Origin of the sequence: Opitutus sp. (assembly GCA_024998815.1) — a bacterium.
GTDB lineage: Bacteria > Verrucomicrobiota > Verrucomicrobiia > Opitutales > Opitutaceae > Rariglobus.
Genome location: JACEUQ010000002.1, coordinates 453,246 through 468,128, shown reverse-complemented (window position 1 = coordinate 468,128; position 14,883 = coordinate 453,246). Strand labels below are relative to the sequence as shown.

Below are 14,883 nucleotides of genomic sequence, written 5' to 3'. Positions count from 1 at the left end.
GACCGGCGGGCGGGCGCGGCGTATTCGCCCGCGCAGCGCACGTTTGATTCATGAGCGGCAGTGATTGTGAGAATGAATTCAACTTCTTGGAATTGTGATTGGTCTTTGGCTGCTAAGTGTCCACGGTACCGCACTTTCACTATGCCCAAATCGCACTCCGACATCGGACTCATCGGCCTCGCCGTCATGGGTCAAAACCTCGCCCTGAACATCGCCGACCACGGCTTCCAGATCTCGGTTTATAACCGTACGGTCGAGAAGACGGACAAGTTTGTCGCCGAAAACCCCAACACCCCCGGTGGTCTGATCGGTTCCAAGACACTGGAGGAGTTTGTGCAATCCATCGGGTTGCCCCGTAAGATCGTCATCCTCGTTCAGGCCGGCAAGGCCACCGACGCAGTGATCGACGGCCTCATCCCGCTGCTCGCCCCCAATGACATCATCATCGATGGCGGCAACGCCCTCTGGACCGACACCATCCGTCGCGAGAAGGCTCTTAAAGAAAAGGGGCTGCGCTTCATCGGTTCCGGCGTGTCCGGCGGCGAAGAGGGTGCGCGTTTCGGCCCCTCCCTCATGCCCGGTGGCGACAAGGCCGCCTTCAAGGAGCTTGAGCCGATCTGGAAGGCCATCGCCGCCAAGGTCGACAAGAAGACCGGCAAGCCCCTCATGGGCGCCAAGCCCGGCAAGCCCGTCAAGGGCGGCGTGCCTTGCACCGTCTACATCGGCGAAAACGGCGCGGGCCACTACGTCAAGATGGTCCACAACGGTATCGAGTACGGTGATATGCAGATGATCTGCGAAGCCTACGCCCTCATGGAGGGTTTGCTCGGCCTCAAGCCCGCCGAGATGGGTGCGATCTTCACCGATTGGAACAAGGGCGCTCTCGACAGCTTCCTCGTCGAAATCACCGCCGACATCCTCAAGCAGAAGGATCCGGTCACCAAGAAGCCTTTTGTCGACATCGTCCTCGACACCGCCGGCCAAAAGGGCACCGGCAAATGGACCTCGGTTAACGCTCTCGACATGGGCGTGCCGGCTCCGACCGTCGCCGAGTCCGTTTTCGCGCGCTGCATTTCCGCCGTGAAGGAAGAGCGCGTCGCCGCCTCCAAGGTCCTCAAGGGCCCGAAGATCAAGAAGGTCGCCCCCGCCAAGAAGAAGGCCTTGATCGCCGCGATCCACGACGCCCTCTATTGCTCGAAGATCTGTTCCTACGCCCAGGGCTTCCAGCTCATGCGCGCCGCCCAGACCGAGTACAACTGGAAGCTCAACTTCGGCCAGATCGCCCAGATCTTCCGCGGTGGTTGCATCATCCGCGCCGCCTTCCTGCAAAAGATCACCGAGGCCTACGCCCGCAACCCGAAGCTGGCGAACTTGCTCCTCGACGCCTACTTCAACAAGACGATCCAGAAGGCCCAGGACAACTGGCGCAAGGTGATCAGCCTCGCGGTGGAAAACGGCATCAGCGTGCCGACCTTCGCCTCGGCACTGAGCTACTACGACGCCTACCGTTCGGCCCGCCTGCCGGCCAACTTGCTCCAGGCCCAGCGCGACTACTTCGGCGCGCACACCTACGAGCGCACCGACAAGCCCCGCGGGAAGTTCTTCCACATCGACTGGCCCGAGGCTAACCGCCCCCAGCTCGAAGCCTAAGTCTCACCAGTTAGTGTTGACGGATAATTCAAAGCGTCACCGGGGAAAATACAAACGTCACCTGTGACAATTAAAACATCACCTGGATAATCAAAACGACCGCCTCCGTTAAAGAGGTGCGTCTTCGAGATTCAAATAACCGGTATCTCCCTCACAACGTAACTAATGCGGAAGCCGCTAAGGCTTCCGCATTAGTCACGTTAGTCGCTGCACACCAATTATCGGCTATCACCTAGCCCCACGCGACCGTTCAATGTTATCTCGTCTCACCACGCCCGGTGCGGCTCACTGGCTTAATGAGCTCGTTTCTGTGTTGCGCCCAAATGCGATCTGCGAGAGCGCCGGCGGCATCAGCGTCTGCCGCATTCATGCCTCTCACGCGACTCGCCATCAACGGCACTTCGACGGGAGAATAGGTGCTAGCCACGAAAGATATTTCACCATTCGTAAGGCGGACAAACAGTTCGTTGGTGGGGATAACGCCCCAAATCGAACAGGTGATGTAAGGATACTCCTTATCAGCCATAGCCTCTTCAAAAATGATGACCTCGTTGGCCGCAATGTGGTAACGAAGCCTTTTTGCAGCCTTTCCGGAGGGGTGGGGCGGGACCAAACTGCCCGCCGGGGGATACTCATCGCGATCCATGATGTGTGAAAATCACACAACGCCACTCCCTTATTACGGTAATGTCAACGTGTGAATATCACACATTATCATCGTGACTAAACGAAACCCAAAGAACGTGATCGGGCCGATGATCCGAAAACTCCGGAATCAATCTCCAGTGGCGATAACCCAAGAGGCATTGGTCTCAAAGCTGCAGATGTGCGGGTTGCAAATCGATCGGTCAGCATTGGCGCGGATCGAAAATGGAGAGCGACTTGTGCGAGATTCTGAAATAATCGCGTTAGCGGCAGCGCTTCGAGTGCCCATCCAGCGACTATTCGAGTAGTGAGGCCAGAAGCGTTAATGGACCGGGCTTCCTATTTAAGGGGGATGGTTCTGGATAATTCAAAACGTCACGGGGAAATAACAACGTCTCCAGTGATAATTGAAACGTCTCTGCCCAAAAATTCCTCCCGTAATTTATACTCGTAGCCCGCAAGCGCACTCCGACAGCATTCAGACTCTCTGATAGGCTAATCGCAGGGATTGAACGGAGAAATAACGTTTCAATTTAAGAAGCAATACAGTGTTCTAAGCTATTGCCTGACACACCCTCCAGAAATTCGATGGCACAGGGGGCCGCGTCCTCTACTCCGGTATCCGCCGGGGCTATAGTGTCGCCCTTACCAGTTGTACCAGGCGTGGGACGATTTTGGGCGGATTGTGTTTTTCAGCCAGCAGTGCGAAGTGCGGGCTACGAGGTGCATCGGATATCGATGCCAGCCTTGAGCGCCGGAGCGTGCGACGCTTTGGCTGCGACGATTGAGCACCACTACCTTGAACCCGCACGTTTTCGCGCGGGGATCGGAGGCGGGACTTTGGCTCGGGTTCTTCAGGCCCGACTGCCAAGCCAAGCGAATGATCCAACCGCCAAGAAGGACCGTGCAGGCGACCTCGGAGAACTTCTCGGGATTGAGTGGCTTCGCCGGCACGGCAATGGAATTTGGGAGGTGTGCTGCACGCTGCGATGGAAAGAGTCCATTCGGCCGCGCCGAGGCGAAGACATCATTGCGGTTCGTTGGGATGTGACGCCGGTCGGGCTCCTTAAAGGTGAATCAAAAGCTGCCGAGGCTGTTCCCGGAGCGACAGTCGCCGAAGCGCGCGCCAGATTGGATCAGGACGGCGGATGGCCAGCTCCCTTTACCATTGATTTTCTGGCGGAAAAGCTCTCGAAGGATCGTCGGGAGGCCGAGGCAAAGCGATTGTTCGACGAACGCTTCACGATTGCTCCTCGCCCGACTGATCGCGGATGCACGCATTTGATTTTTCTGCTTTCAGGTGACGATCCAAACGCCCGCTTTGTCGCCAACGGCGCGCCCGCTTCTGGCATCGTTCACGAACAGCTCGCAGCTATTTTGGTTTGTCCGGATTATGCAGTCATGCGCGACAGTGTGCATGCCAAGGCGATTGAACTAGCCCGAAGGCGACCCGCGTCATGATCGCAGATTCCGCCGAAGCGGCACTCAATCTTTTGATCCAAGAAAATGGGAGGTTCAGGACGACCTCGAAGGGGCTGGCTCGTTCGCTGGTTTGGCGCGACGGAGTGCCTCCGCCAGAAATGGGAGCTAATTTCGGGGCCAACCTGACCGCGTATCTTTTGCTTCAGGCGGATCGTAGCCTGATCGCCTCGCTACGTTTGATAGAGTCGGAGAGTCAGGAGCGTGTCGCCCTAGGCCGTCAGGGTTTCCATCGCGCGGCGGAAGCCTATGAGTCCATCCTGCGTAACGGGGACACTGCCGACCCAAGGCGTTCGTTGAATCGAATTCTGGCGGCCACGAGCTATCACCTCGCAGGCTACGCGGCCTCGTCCTATTCGCTGCTGCGCATGGCTCAGGAGCAAGAAACCCCTGATCTGATGCTCCGGACGATAAATTTGCTACTCGAACGGGATATTTCCGGACTGGACGAGGCCGTGCGAACCGCAACCGTGGATTTCTATTGGGGTGAGGGATCGAGTGAGACGCCAGAATCAGCGCAAAAAAAAGACGGCGCTGCCGCTGAGCAGAACTTTGCCCATTGTTTGGCCCTCTTTGTTTTCGCCATGCGACTGAACAGCCGAGAGGCGATTGGCGAATGCCTGCGCCGTCTCGAAATCGGCGAGCGATTCTCACTCGAAACGGGTGATGTGTGGTCACGTTTACTCTATGCGATTTGCCGCCCGCTCGTGCGCGAGCTTTGGGCCAACAGTATTGTAAATGCGATTCCGGAGGCTGCGCCCCCGGAGTCCTCTGCTGAAGAATGGGCGGCGAAGCGTGCCCTGTTTGGCCAAGTGCTGGGCTCGCGGAAAATCGCTGAGCTGGAGTTGTGGCCGTCGCAGCTGGAAGCGGCGGCGCGGGTTTTCAGTGGCAACGAGTCCTTCGCGGTTGCGTTGCCCACAAGTGCCGGGAAGACCAGAATCGCCGAATTGGCGGTCTTTAAGGCCCTGTTGCTCGGGAAAAGAGCCGTCTACATTACGCCCCTACGAGCGCTATCCGCGCAGGTGGAAAGGGGATTCCGCAAGCTTTTTGGTCCGCTGGGGTTCTCGGTTTCCGCTTTGTATGGTGCACAAGGTGTAACTCCAGTCGACCAGGCGACTTTTGATGACAATGACATCGTTGTAGCTACACCTGAAAAAGCCGGGTTCGCGCTGCGAAATGCCCCAGAGCTATTCGATCGTGTTGGGCTGGTTGTGTTCGATGAAGCTCATTTGGTGGGAGGTGAAACGCGTGGCGTGGCCTACGAGGCGTTGATCGTTGCGTTGAAACGACGTGCGGACTGCGCACATCGGCGCATGATAGCGCTTTCGGCATTGCTGCCTGAGTTAGAGCCGAGCACAGCGGCCTTTTCGCGATGGATAAGCGATGGGGCCTTTCCTGCTCCGCTGGGTTCCCCGTTGGTTCAAGGCCAATCGTGGAGGCCAACTCGCCAGTGTTTTGGGTCCATCGCGCGTGCTGGACCAGAGGAACCGTTGCGCTTCCGTTACGATATAAACGTGGGTGGAGAAAACTCATGGCTGAAGGATTTTATTGTCCAGCAAGTGCGAGCTCCGGTCAGAAAAAAGAAGAAGAATCCGATCATATTTCCATCGGACCGGAATGAACTCGCCTTGGCGGCGGCTGAAAAGATGTTGGCGAGTCAGAAGAGCGTTCTGATTTACTGTCCAATTGTTGCCTCGGTTGATGTCGTATGCCGTAAATACTTAGCGGCGGTCGAAGCGAATTTTATCACGCCGGTTCCCGTGGCCGAACATGATCGAGAGGCCATCGAGCGGGCTATCAGGATAGCCGAGGAATCGTTGCCACATGGGTCGGAAGCAGTGAAGGCGTTACGGGCCGGACTCGCAGTGCATCACGGCCAACTCCCGCGTGCCTATTTGCGAGAAATTGACCGCTTGATTGCACTTGCAGTTATTCGCGTCGTGGTCGCCTCGCCTACGGTGAACGCGGGGTTAAATATTTCGGCAACTTGCGTGCTCTTTAACGGTTGTGGCCGAGGGATGGAACGCTTCCAGCGTCGCAGTGGCGCATATAGTAAGCGGCTCAAAGTATTGGATGGAACCGAGTCCATGAACGTAGCTGGTCGTGCCGGTCGAGCCTTTGTGGATACACATGGAGAGGTGTTGGGTTTATGTTTCGACGCAGATCAAGAGCGCCATTGGAATCGGCTGCGGGAGCAAATGGCTCTACGTAGCTTCACGAGTGGATTGGCGGCCGTTCTGGACCGATTGATCGTGTTACTTGAGGGTGAAAATCGCTCCTCGGAAGCAGTGCGTGACATGATCGCTAACGGCGTCGACACGTTATGGGGGCAGCCTCCAGTAGCGAAGGACGAACTCGCGGGGTGGTCGAAAGCGACGCAGACGTTGGATCAAGCGCTGTTGTCCTTCGTAGAGGAACTCGACGTTGATGAGGCCAACTTGGCCGCCCGTTTGGACGATGCGCTGGCAGGCTCATTCTTCCGAGCGGCAATCCAGAATCTTCAGCGAGAAACAACCTATCTGCTTCTCGTCCACTCGCGAGGACGGACACTATGGCAGAACAGCACCGCAGAGCAGCGTAAGGGGTGGTATTTCGCCGGGGTGGGTTTGAGTGATGGTTTGTTGCTGGATCAAAAAGCCGAGATCGTCGCCCCACTTATTGGACGAGTCGAAGCCTTGCTAGAGTTTGGGGACACTAGCGATGTCGTCGCATTGCTGATCGAGATAGCGGGACACCTTTTCGAGATTCCGACTTTTCTGCCGAAGGCTGGGCTTCCTAATGGATGGCAGAGAATCATGCACCAATGGTTGGAGGGCATTCCGCTACAATTGATTTTCGCCGACTCAGATCGCTACCCGCCGGATAACGCCGCCTATCGCGCGGCGGGGCATTTCATCGAAGACGGCGTGGTCTATCGTCTCACTTGGGGAATGGAGGCGGTGCGTGTCCGTCGCCCTGAACTAATCGACGACGGCCCATTCGCGCAAGCGAGGGGGCTGCGGTGTGCAGCCTTTCTTGAGTCGGGCACACTGAACACCACCGTGGCCGTCCTGTTGCAGATCGGCCTGCCCTCGCGTCCTGTTGCAGATCGGCCTGCCCTCGCGTCGAGTTGCGCAGGAGGTTGTGGCCCGCGAGGGCATTGCCATCGGGACGGTATCGGGTCTCCGTGATTGGCTACGCGCCCAACGGCACGAGCCAGTGGCCCGCTGGGATTATTTGGACGCAGCAATCCGGCCTCTTTGGGTCTCGTTTATTGCGGAGTCGGGCGCTTCCGAACACGATGCTTGGCCTAAGAACGTCAGCCGCCTGCGCCTGACCCGTTACCGTGATGGCGAGACGTCGGGAGCAAGCATCCGAGGCCTGTTTCGTCGAGTTGCCATAAATGACGATACATTCGGTGAATTCCAGCATCCAGACGGCACTCCCGTTGGGAAAGGTACTTGGACATACGGCTCGAACGGACCGAATTTCGCCGCCGCCACCTTACGGAGACATACTAGACGTTTTCTATTCGGGGCCATAACGTGCATTCTGGGCCTATCTCGCGACGTTCGCGATAAGCTCGATCCTTGGTATGGCCGTCACTGCACAAAAACACATTACATTATTAAGTGGTGTCGTTTTCATCACCGGAAATTACACCTATTGAATTCTCCGAGGCCAATTCCTCCCCTTGGGAACAGGTGACATTTCGGATTATCACCAGGGGAACGCTGGGGATTTAATTCGGGGATTTACATGAAATTCCGGGTGATTTATCTTGTCAGGGGAACATGGGGAACATATTTTTCCTCAAATGACCCCCCGTGTGGCATCAATTATTCGAAATATTGAGGAAGAACGCGATAACTTCGTGAAACGTTGCAATGAGGCAATCAACCAACTACTTGGCCCAGAGATAGAAGCGGAGGATCCTTTAAGCCAGAAACAAAGTGGGGCGCCTCACCGCTTCAATCCCACGTCAAACCAAACCAACACCCCGCAATCAAACAATTCCCAAGAATCGAAATCTGCCGCTGTGCCTTCTCCCCGTCGCAGGGGGCGCCCGCCTAAAAATCTTCAAACTGGGTCGGAAAAAAAAAGCCACACGGGACAGGGGCCAGAAACCGAAGGTAAGAATTTCTCCGTTCGGGATTTGGTTAAAGAAGCAATCCGCTCGCAAACGAAGCCTTTCACTCGAGACGATATCGAAATTTATATTAAGGCGCGCTACCCAGGAATTGCGCCTCAGATATCCAGTAAGCGTTACAGCAACGAGATGTCCTACCTTCGAGTTACGGAAAAGATGATCTCGATAATTTCCGAATCTGAGGAAGGTGGACCAAAAGTTTACAACCTAATAGCCGCTTAATAAAAAATAATGGCCGGTGGAGCACGTCCTTGAAAAACAACTCCACCGGCCTAAAACAGACCATTTCACCGAAATCTAAGGTGTCTTACGACACCACAGCGTGACGGCTCAAAGTCCCTTTATCGGAATTTTACTTCCGACGAATGGACCGTGAGCTGGCTCTAATGCGCAGTCAAGAATATTGCGCGGCCCCATGTCCTTGAGTGAGTGGGGAAAGAACTCGGCCCCAGGGTTATCCCTATCTATCAGCGAATAAAGCAGGAGCCTGCTTAGTGTAACATGAATACTTATCATCGGGGGCGGAGCATTGCCATTTGCTTCCTTTCAATCCCATGAGTGGACGTTTCCATCCCCTGTTTCTAGCTCGAGACTACGACAAATGCGTAGTGGCGAAAGGTAAATGCCTCCTCGATGACCCCCCGAAGAAATATAAGCCGCTGTTCACCGTGGTGGACTTCTCTTCAATCGGGTTTAGGACGATGTTCTATTCTTGGATCGTTCACCGCATAGTTCACCCGGTTTCCGCGCTGGAATACCACGGCTTGCTGATGTTCCATGCCCCCGATTCTGGCGTCGTCAATGTTTCAGAGCAGGTAGCTCTTGATCCGTCATTCACACAAGAGATTGCCCGAGCGCTCGGACTGAAGCACCCGGCGCATCGAGGAGAGGACGTAATTATGTCCTCCGATCTAGTCGTGACCTTTAAGAGGGCGGGGGGAAGGTTGGATCGACAGGCATTTTCTCTAAAACGCGAGCAAGACATCACTCCGCGAGTTCTCGAGAAATTCGCTATCGAATTCGCTTACTGGAAGTCTCGTAAAATCATATTATCTTTGCTTTTAGATACGCGATTGCCTCGGCAGTTGATCGACAACGTAGAACTCATAATGGAGTTCTACGATCCTGATCGGCTCCCCTGCGATCGACGCGTCATCGACTTGGTCGGAAAATGGATAATTTCGCACCTTGTGACGAAAGACGCGTTACGAAATTTGTGCTCGCAGTGCGACAGAACACTAGGATTAGCGCGCGGAACGGCCCTCGCGGTCACCTACCACCTCACGGCCACGAGAGTCATACGCCTTAACCTACGGAACGCGTTTTTACCCAACGCGGCTCCTTCGCTCGTCGCCGCATGATCATGACCGCTACAACGCCACTCCGTAAAAAATATTGTTCAGAGGTAAGTCCGTTTATCGCAGGTCAAGTTTATCGTGAGCAACGCCCCGAGGCTGTTCAGAAAATCCACGATAAAATAGAGCCTGTCCCAAATTTCCGGATTTTTAAAAAGTGCGCAGAGGTCCATTGGGATTGCGGGCGAACGAGGTGGCACGAATCACCCCAGCGACGTTAAACGGCGGCCCGAATCGATTTTTCCCGCCCCCAAGCGCGGTAGTAAGGTACGGCAAAGCCGGGGCGAGCCCCAGGGTTATTCACATTTTTGCCGGAAAATTGAATTAAGCGGCCAGCGGAAGTGTTATTTCCTCGGCAAGGATTCGTGACACCAGCCAGAGGTTGTGACCGAGTACACTCCAACCCACCGAACGGTAGCGGTTGGCAAACCCTTTACAGCGCAAGCGTCCGCCGAGGCGTTGTTTGAGGATCGCAATGCGCGCTTCGGTCGCCGAACGGCGCCGCTGCAATTGGGCGAAGCGTTTTTCGCTCAAACGCTCCTTGAGCGCGTGCGGATCACGCGGGCATACCGCATCGTAAACGTCTTGTTGCTTGAGCATTGCGGAAGTTTTTTTGGTGGCGAAGCCGCGGTCGGTGCCGACCGCGCTAATCGGCGCACTCAGGTCAAAGCGGTTCTGCCGCGCCAGGCTTTCCTCGAGTTGGCACCATTCTGCCGGAGCCGCGCCCTGGTAGAGTTGCCAGTCGGTGATTAAACCGGAGAGCGCCTCGCTCAACAGCAACGAGTTGCCAAACTCGACTTGGCTCCCTGCTTTGCCGCGAACCAGTACGTTCACATCAAGTTCATGCACGCTGAGGATCTTTTGGTCGTTGGGCACCGGGCGTCCGCCGATGATGCGCTCGTGGGCCTGCTTGATGACGGCGGGCAGTTGGCCGAGCATAGCGTCGATGCGGGTGGTTATCCGCTTGGTTTGGCGTTGGCTGTAATGGGTTTGGCTATACTTCTGCGCCAACAGGTCGCGGTGGCGGCGGGCATGTTCTCCGATCGTGCGTAACAGCGTCTTCATCTTGCGCAGGATCTGTTTACGCGCGCGCTTGGCGTCGTTGCGGCGGCCTGCGTGGGTCATTGACATGCACAACTTGTTCATCTGCTTGGCAAAGCACTCCGGCTCTTCAGGCATACGGTGGAGCAGTCCAGCGCGGCGGATTAAAATCATGGCCTTGAGCAAAGTCTTGGACACATCACGCAACAGCACCCAGTCCACCGGGAAGTGGATGTTGGTCTCCAAGCACGTGCCGTCGATGAGGCAAACATCCATGTCCAGCGGCGCGCTCAACCCGAGTTCAGTGGCGCGATCCTTCTCGCCGCACATCTCCACCAACACTTGCCCCATCCAGCGCACCTGTTCGGCGGTGAAAAACTTCGAGGCCCGCTCCAGCACACTTTTGGACGCCCCCTTGATTCCCTCAAGCGTGCGAACACCGCAAAAATCCGCCAGTAAATCACTTGAGGCAATGCTACGGGAAAGCTCGCGAAAGGATATGTTGCCCAAATGCACCCGCAACACTTCAAAGCGTAACGCTTTGAGCGCAAACTCCATACGCTGGCGTAGTTGTGCGACACTGGCTTGGCCTGCCCCCGCCTTGGCAAAGTCCATCGCCATCGTCTCCAAGTGGCTGCCACGCAACAACGCGTCGAGTCCTTCCAATTGCTGGCGAAACTCGGCGTAATCTTTATTGGCACCGACTGGCGTTAGCGCCGGACGCAACCAGCGTTGCAGGGCAATGGCCGAGGTGGCGGATACGGGTTTTGACTTCATGGCCGATTATAGCGGCTTTTTTTTGACCAAAACCAGGGAATTACCCCTCTTTAGGCATCATTAAACTTATGCTAATAGTTCACTGCTAGGTTTTTATGCTTTCGGGACAGGCTCTATGTATATGGTGGACCCTACTGGACTCGAACCAGTGATTCGTTTTTACGCTAGGGGAAAAACTATTTACCTAGGTAAAGCATCACATGGAACATGCTAAAACGTGCTTGCGTGTTAGTATTTTTGTTAGGATGCTGTGGGCATGGGCTCACTTCAGCGACACGTCGGCACTAAGTATTGGATTGCCTGCTTCCGTGACGGCACCGGCAAGCGCGTTCAGCGATCCACTAAAACGGTGGTCCGAAAAACAGCCATCAAGATGCTGGCCTCATGGGAAGACCTCTCGGCAAAGCGAGCTACCGAGGGTCAAGCACGCCGTGTTGTCAGTGATTTACATGAGGCTATTCACGGCAAGCCGCTTCAGTTTCACACCCTTGCCTCTTATTCCGACAAGTGGCTGGCAATAAAGAAGAAGGACTGCAAGCCGGCATCGTTGGCCGCCTACGCCGGTGCCGTGAAGAGTTTCCTCGCTCACGTTGGGGAGGCAGGCACCCAATCAATCGCTTACATCACCAAAGAGCACGTCAACGCCTGGCACGACGCCTCCCGCGATAAGGCCACATGGCGAACCGCTGATTCTAAGTTGAAGTGTATCCGAGTGCTTTTCTCCGACGCATGGCGCGACGGTCTTCTTGCCGAGGGAGGCAATCCCGCCGCCAAGGTGGAGGTCTTTGGTAAGCGCAAGAACACTGCCAGCTCTCGCCGTGGTCTTACTGACGTCGAGATCAAGGCCGTCTACGCCGTCGCCAATGGTTCGTGGCGCGGGATGCTGCTGCTCGGTTTATACACCGGGCAACGGCTGATGGACTGCGCGACCCTGCGCTGGTCAAATGTCGATTTGATCAAAAACGAGATCACGCTGGTATCGGCCAAGACCGAGCGTGCAATCAGTGTCCCAATCGCGGCCCCCCTGCGGACCTATCTCGAAACACTCCCGGCCGGTGATAATCCGACCGCCCCGATTCACCCGGACGTCTACGCGCTCGGTACCGGCCCCGGAGGAGTGGCGCGACTCTCCACGCAATTTCACGAAATTCTCGTTTCCGCTGGATTGGTCACACCGCGACCACCGAAGGACGTATCCACCGGCAAGGGCCGGGACGGCGCTCGCACCAAGACGGAGATTTCTTTCCACAGCTTGCGCCGCAACGCCACAAGCGCTCTCAAGTCGGCCGGTGTTTCGGCCGAGGTGGCCATGGACATTATCGGTCACGACTCCGAGGAGGTTTCCAAGATTTACACCAAGATTTCCGACGAGGCTAAGGTGTCCGCCATTGGTAAATTGAAGGACTTCACACTGTAACAAGGCCATGCGAGGGGGCGAATCGGTGCGATTCTAAAAGTTCGTCCTATATTTCAAAAAACATCTAAAATTAAATCCGGCAACCGATAGACCCCCCCAGCGATTTCTTAGGCTGGAGGGGGTGATTAAAACAACCAATGCGCCCGCCGCGCTATCGGCGACTCCCTCGGCCCAGCCCGAGTTTTTGAACCTCCCGCACCGTGGTGGCGATCCCGTATTCGGGTTGAGCCGGTCATGGTGGTTGTCCAGTGAATCGTCCGGTCTCATCCGACTTGATCGGCTGCGCAAGCCCGGTGGCATTCGTGGCCGGGTCCTGATTCCCGTCCAAGCCGGACGCGACCTTATCGCTAAGCTCGCCGCTACCTCGGAAACGAAAGGGGGCGCGACCAATGCCTGAATCCACCAAACGAAAAAGCCCCTGCGTCATTGACGTGACCGGGGCTAAGATTCGGGACAAAGCTAACGGCTCAAAGCCTGCAAAATCGGCGGGCCCTGTCAACTTCCCTGAGCGCGTGAGGGCGTGGCGGTTGAGGGCTGACGCCGACGAAGCCGCTGGTCGGCCCGTGGACGATGCTGCTTACCTCACGCTCTGTCTTGAATCACAAGCTTTCAAAAAAACCTACGGCATCGGCTTATTTGAACCCGTCATCGCGCAGCTGGCAGGGAGATACTTAACAGCGCCCGTGACCCTTGCGGGATTGAAGCGATTCGCAGTAGCTGCACTTCGGCATGAACGCACGGGATACGAGGCCCCGAGTATTTGCGCTGGTCCCGGCAAGGGGCAAACCTGTGCGGAGTATTTCGCAAAGCTCGAAGCTGCAAAACGAGGGGGGGCGCAATGATCGCCCCGCACGAAGCTTTTGAGGACTACGAGTTTGCCGAGGCTGGCGAGGCCCCAACGCTTGGCCCGCCAAAGGCGCGGGCGGTTGCGGTTGAGTCGGTTACGCCCCCGCGCCCAGCTTTGCCGAACGACGCACCGAATCAGGAGCCCACGCAGGCGCGAAGACCGGCCAGCGGGTTTGCGCTGCCTGCAATGATCGCCGACCACGAATCGCGGTTCATCGCCGCCGTTCTCATCGACGCCACCCTCGATCGGCTCAACGAAAACCGTGGCCTACAAATCGCAGCCTTTGACGATTACCGGCACCGTCATACCTGGGCGCAACTGCGCAAGGCCGAGACGCTCGACGAGGTGGAATCCATCGCCATGAGCTACGCCGCCGTGGAAACCGGTAGCGGGATGCACTTTCACGCCGACCGCATGAAGCTATATTTCCGCGCGCTCGAAGTGATTGGATTAAGCCGCGTGGACGAGTGGCGCCGGTCGCTCCCTTCGGGAATGAAGGGCGATCCGCTGGCCGCAATGGATGCCCGCCGCCTCGACCTCACCGCCCCACCACCGAGGCCCGCCCCCGTGCTCACCTGCGCAGGCGTGCCGGTAGCGAAACGAGGCGACATAACGGCTGTAATCGCACCGGCCAAGGCAGGCAAAAGCGCATGGATCGGCGCAGCAATCGCAGCCGCCGTTGTCAGTGGCGAGGGTGTCACCAATGAAGCCGACTGCCTCGGCATCGTCGCAGGCGTGCGCCCAGAAAACAGCGTCGTCTTGCTACTCGACACCGAGCAATCGGAGGCTGACCAATTCGACCTTGCCCACCGTGCCGCCCGTCGCGCTGGCGTGGAGGTGCTGCCGGATTGGGTTATGCCCTACAACCTGGTAGGAGCTGCCCCCAGCGAGATCCGGCCGATGCTCACGGCCAAGCTGGTAGACCTTAAAGCCCACGGTGTGCCGGTCTGGTTCGTCGTCATCGACGGCGTTGCCGACTTGTGTGATGACCCCAACGACCTAGGCGAATCGCAAGAGTTGGTTCGTGAGGTTCACGATCACGCCCGCGAAGCCGACTGCCCGATCATCGCTGTGATTCACCGCAACGAGGGACGAGACGCCGACCAGAGCGCACGCGGGCACCTAGGCAAGCAACTCGCACGAAAGGCCGCGTTTAATCTCACACTGGAAAAGGACTCCAACGAGGTGACGGTGGTTTTCAGTAGCGGGAAGAACCGCGGTGCCCCGATCCTGAAGAAGAACGGCCCGCGCTTTGCATGGTCGGACGAACTGAATATGCACGCCAGCGTTGCCACCCCATCGGCAGGCCACGACGTGGAGGAATTGCGCGAGCTAGCCAAAGACGTGTTCGTGAAGGACGACCAACTGACCAACGGAGAGCTTCACGAGAGCATCATGGAGGTAAGCGGAAAGAAAAAGACATGGGCAAACGACCGAATAAAGGAGCTGAAGTTAAACGACATCATCCGCGCAAGTGGCGGGGGAAAATACATGATGGTTCAGTCCATTTAGTCCGCTGTCCGCAGGCACTCCGTTTCTTGTC

At 56.6% G+C, this 14,883-nt stretch carries 11 protein-coding genes; 9 read left to right on the top strand and 2 right to left on the bottom strand.

Features of this window, described 5'->3' with window-relative positions; all coding sequences use genetic code 11:
• The first annotated feature begins 141 nt into the window (after window positions 1–141).
• On the top strand, window positions 142–1,650 hold the full coding sequence (gndA, locus tag H2170_09875; GenBank protein ID MCS6300393.1) for an NADP-dependent phosphogluconate dehydrogenase: 1,509 nt from the start codon (window positions 142–144) through the stop codon (window positions 1,648–1,650).
• 256 nt (window positions 1,651–1,906) lie between these two features.
• Here gndA and H2170_09870 read toward each other — a convergent pair whose 3' ends face one another.
• Complete coding sequence (locus tag H2170_09870; GenBank protein MCS6300392.1) at window positions 1,907–2,296, bottom strand: hypothetical protein; 390 nt, start codon at window positions 2,294–2,296, stop codon at window positions 1,907–1,909.
• Window positions 2,297–2,405: 109 nt separating this feature from the next.
• On the opposite strand from H2170_09870, the gene H2170_09865 reads away from it, so the two are divergent.
• The 5 genes from H2170_09865 (at window position 2,406) to H2170_09845 (ending at window position 9,264) form a co-directional block, all read left to right on the top strand.
• The gene (locus H2170_09865; protein ID MCS6300391.1) at window positions 2,406–2,603 is read left to right on the top strand and encodes a helix-turn-helix transcriptional regulator; all 198 of its coding nucleotides are present in this window, start codon (window positions 2,406–2,408) and stop codon (window positions 2,601–2,603) included.
• 439 nt (window positions 2,604–3,042) lie between these two features.
• A complete protein-coding gene (locus H2170_09860) occupies window positions 3,043–3,756 on the top strand; it encodes a hypothetical protein (protein ID MCS6300390.1) in 714 nt (237 codons plus the stop codon).
• Entirely contained in the window at window positions 3,753–6,944 is a 3,192-nt protein-coding gene (locus H2170_09855) for a DEAD/DEAH box helicase (protein ID MCS6300389.1), read from the top strand. The genes H2170_09860 and H2170_09855 overlap by 4 nt, the downstream gene beginning before the upstream one ends.
• 626 nt (window positions 6,945–7,570) lie before the next feature.
• Window positions 7,571–8,125, top strand: a complete 555-nt coding sequence (locus tag H2170_09850) for a hypothetical protein (protein ID MCS6300388.1) — start codon at window positions 7,571–7,573, stop codon at window positions 8,123–8,125.
• Window positions 8,126–8,457: 332 nt separating this feature from the next.
• On the top strand, window positions 8,458–9,264 hold the full coding sequence (locus H2170_09845; protein ID MCS6300387.1) for a TnsA endonuclease N-terminal domain-containing protein: 807 nt from the start codon (window positions 8,458–8,460) through the stop codon (window positions 9,262–9,264).
• A gap of 318 nt (window positions 9,265–9,582) precedes the next feature.
• Here the strand turns inward: H2170_09845 and H2170_09840 are convergent, their stop codons facing one another.
• Window positions 9,583–11,076 carry a hypothetical protein gene (locus tag H2170_09840; GenBank protein ID MCS6300386.1) on the bottom strand — a complete coding sequence of 498 codons (1,494 nt, stop codon included), beginning with the start codon at window positions 11,074–11,076 and terminating at the stop codon, window positions 9,583–9,585.
• 256 nt (window positions 11,077–11,332) lie between these two features.
• Here H2170_09840 and H2170_09835 point away from each other — a divergent pair, with 256 nt between their 5' ends.
• The 3 genes from H2170_09835 (at window position 11,333) to H2170_09825 (ending at window position 14,852) form a co-directional block, all read left to right on the top strand.
• Entirely contained in the window at window positions 11,333–12,493 is a 1,161-nt protein-coding gene (locus tag H2170_09835; protein ID MCS6300385.1) for a site-specific integrase, read from the top strand.
• Between the two features lie 121 nt (window positions 12,494–12,614).
• A complete protein-coding gene (locus tag H2170_09830; protein MCS6300384.1) occupies window positions 12,615–12,890 on the top strand; it encodes a hypothetical protein in 276 nt (91 codons plus the stop codon).
• A 441-nt stretch (window positions 12,891–13,331) separates the two neighbouring features.
• A complete protein-coding gene (locus tag H2170_09825; protein MCS6300383.1) occupies window positions 13,332–14,852 on the top strand; it encodes an AAA family ATPase in 1,521 nt (506 codons plus the stop codon).
• The last annotated feature ends 31 nt before the right edge of the window (window positions 14,853–14,883 follow it).

Excerpts from the sequence above, each read along its gene's own strand:
- gndA (MCS6300393.1), top strand. The coding sequence starts at position 142 with ATGCCCAAATCGCACTCCGACATCGGACTCATCGGCCTCGCCGTCATG.
- H2170_09870 (MCS6300392.1), bottom strand. The coding sequence starts at position 2,296 with ATGGATCGCGATGAGTATCCCCCGGCGGGCAGTTTGGTCCCGCCCCAC.
- H2170_09865 (MCS6300391.1), top strand. The coding sequence starts at position 2,406 with ATGATCCGAAAACTCCGGAATCAATCTCCAGTGGCGATAACCCAAGAG.
- H2170_09855 (MCS6300389.1), top strand. The coding sequence starts at position 3,753 with ATGATCGCAGATTCCGCCGAAGCGGCACTCAATCTTTTGATCCAAGAA.
- H2170_09850 (MCS6300388.1), top strand. The coding sequence starts at position 7,571 with ATGACCCCCCGTGTGGCATCAATTATTCGAAATATTGAGGAAGAACGC.
- H2170_09845 (MCS6300387.1), top strand. The coding sequence starts at position 8,458 with ATGAGTGGACGTTTCCATCCCCTGTTTCTAGCTCGAGACTACGACAAA.
- H2170_09840 (MCS6300386.1), bottom strand. The coding sequence starts at position 11,076 with ATGAAGTCAAAACCCGTATCCGCCACCTCGGCCATTGCCCTGCAACGC.
- H2170_09835 (MCS6300385.1), top strand. The coding sequence starts at position 11,333 with ATGGGCTCACTTCAGCGACACGTCGGCACTAAGTATTGGATTGCCTGC.
- H2170_09825 (MCS6300383.1), top strand. The coding sequence starts at position 13,332 with ATGATCGCCCCGCACGAAGCTTTTGAGGACTACGAGTTTGCCGAGGCT.